Origin of the sequence: Streptococcus agalactiae ATCC 13813, assembly GCF_000186445.1 — a bacterium.
Lineage (GTDB): Bacteria > Bacillota > Bacilli > Lactobacillales > Streptococcaceae > Streptococcus > Streptococcus agalactiae.
The window spans coordinates 744869-747762 of the sequence record NZ_GL636070.1 but is presented as its reverse complement, the minus strand read 5'-3'; the positions used below and the strand labels follow the sequence as shown (position 1 = coordinate 747762).

At 37.8% G+C, this 2894-nt stretch carries 1 protein-coding gene; it reads right to left on the bottom strand.

What is annotated here, in order from left to right:
* On the bottom strand, window positions 1–2658 hold a 2658-nt coding region (gene srr1, locus HMPREF9171_RS06815; protein ID WP_001872138.1), incomplete at its 3' end, for a serine-rich repeat glycoprotein adhesin Srr1.
* Window positions 2659–2894 lie beyond the last annotated feature (236 nt).

Sequence of the window (2894 nt, the reverse complement as noted above, 5' to 3'; positions counted from 1 at the left end):
ACTTGCTGACGTGGAGGCACTTGTTGAAGCGCTAGTACTTGCTGACGTGGAGGCACTCGTTGAGGCGCTAATACTTGCACTTGTTGAAGCACTGGTACTTGCTGATGTCGATGCACTCATTGAAACGCTAGTACTTGCACTTGTTGAAGCGCTAGTACTTGCTGACGTCGATGCACTCGTACTTGCACTTGTTGAAGTGCTGGCTGATGTGGAAGCACTGGTACTAGCTGACGTTGAGGCACTTGTTGAAGCGCTAGTACTTGCTGACGTGGAGGCACTCGTTGAGGCGCTAATACTTGCACTTGTTGAAGCACTTGTGCTGGCTGATGTCGAGGCACTCGTTGAGGCGCTAATACTTGCACTTGTTGAAGCACTTGTGCTGGCTGATGTCGAGGCACTCGTTGAGGCGCTAATACTTGCACTTGTTGAAGCACTGGTACTTGCTGATGTCGATGCACTCATTGAAACGCTAGTACTTGCACTTGTTGAAGCGCTAGTACTTGCTGACGTCGATGCACTCGTACTTGCACTTGTTGAAGTGCTGGCTGATGTTGAAGCGCTGGTGCTGGCTGACGTTGAGGCACTTGTTGAAGCGCTGGTGCTTGCACTTGTTGAAGCGCTAATACTTGCTGACGTGGAGGCACTCGTACTTGCTGACGTTGAGGCACTTGTTGAGGCGCTAATACTTGCACTTGTTGAAGCGCTAGTACTTGCTGACGTAGAAGCACTTTCGGATAAAAATTTTTTTTCAGCATTCGCATCTGATTCTCCATCTACTTGAGTATATCCGTAAAAATCTTTAGAACCGTATGTTTGATTTATATCAGAAACAGTCGAATACAATACACCACTTTGTTTAGGTATTTTGACTAAAACAACATAAGATGTAGAGGAAGAAATAGAATTTGTTTTCCAATCTATGGTAATTTTAGAACCATCGTTAGTATAACTATACTGGGAAGTCACATCTTCAAACTCAGTCGAATCATAATTTTGATCCATACTATCTGTAAGATTTTTTGAATTAGTTTTTAGAATCTTTACTTCCGCATTTAATAAATTAACTGGTGAACCTGATGTTCCATCTGAACCGATAATAGTATATAGATTCCCAAGTCCTGATGCGAAATACATTTCCTTACCTTCAGGATTAATTTGAGTAATATAAGTTTCTGTCTGTTTTTCATCATCAATCTTCATGATCCGAGATCTTACATTTGTCTTAACATTAGTATGTTCTGTCACTGAAGGACTATTATACTGAACACGTTCCTCAATTGAAGCAACTTGATTGTTCAATGTTGCAGTAAAGCGCTGCTTATCTGAAGTCGTTTTGGAAACTTTTCTCTGATCAGGCCAAACTGGCAGCTTGACTTGAGCATTAATATTATTCAATGTAGAAGCATATTTTGTCCAGATGTATGTAATATTATGTGTTAAAGGACTATATGATCCCGTTGCTAATAACTGACCACTTGTATCTATTATATCTTGAACTTTTAGAGTAGTACCAACCCCTTGTGTATCAAGATTATCAGAAAGCTTTACAGTAAAGAAATCTCCCTCGTTAACAGAAGCGATTGAAAAGTAAAAGTTCAAAACAAGGTTTTCTGATTTATCTAATTTAACTGTTCCAGGCTTACTAAGAGTGTTATCTTTTAACGCAATATTAACTTTCTGAAACTCACTTGATACGTCTTTACCTAACATTTCAGTATCAGACACTTCTTCTAGTGGTATCAAGTCCATCTCCGAGCTCAAAGCTATCAAGTTCATACTCCTTGGTTGAATAACTGATTTTAATCTAATTGTCGGAGTTAGAGTCTCATTCCCAGTTTTATCGCTTGCAATCATTACTTGGGGTTTCTCTGGAGTTATAAGCGACTCATTTGACATTTTGGAAGTCTGTAACTCCGATTTTGGTTTTGTAATTTCAATTAGGCTAGATACTGAAGCATTTTTACCAGCATCAGTAACTAAGCTACTTTCTGTTACTATCTGGTTTGCCGAAAACGACTCTTTTCCTTTATCCGTTAAAGAAGCCTGAGTTTCAAGAATATTTGAAGCCTCACTTACACTTGTAGATTTTAAAGCACTTGTTGAAGCTGATTCTGAAAGACTTGATAGAGTACTTTCTGAGGTAGATGTACTTACAGATTCACTTACACTTGTTGATATTGACCCTGACATAGACATACTGATAGATTCACTAACACTTATTGAGGCTGACTCTGACATAGATACACTATTGGAGTCGATGATGTTTTTCGATACTGTCCCATTTTGATAATTTTGAACAGCAGTTGTTTTAACAGTCACTTCCGTTTGTTCTGCAAGTGTTGGTACAGAACTCGATTGTTCTTGAACGACTGGAGTCTCATCTGCATAAATACGACTGGTTAAACTCGCTCCACCTAGCAGAGCTCCAGCAGCTAGTAATCCTTTGAGATAGGTCAAATTTCCTGAAGATAGTCGGTCTTCTTTTTCAATATTTTGAACACACACATCTGCTTCAACAGTTGCTCTCCCTTTAATCGCTTTAAATAGATTAAAATGCGACATTATTGTTCTTACCCAGTTTTTTCCTGATTTATGCATCTTGACTCTACTCTTAGAATCTACAACTGTTAACTGCTTGCCAAAAGTCTTTTTGGACATGTTTCCTCCATATTTAAATATTTTTTTATATTTTGTTTTGATTTAAAAACATAACAGTAAAATTAAGTGATTAGAAATCTATCTTATTAAACACAAAAATAATGATACCGTTAAGCACGTAGATACATCATTTTTATACAGATATAAACCTTACAATTGATTTTTAGTATGATTTCATAAGAATCTCAGCTGGTGCTTAATAAACCTTTACAAGGATATCATTAATTATTACTAAA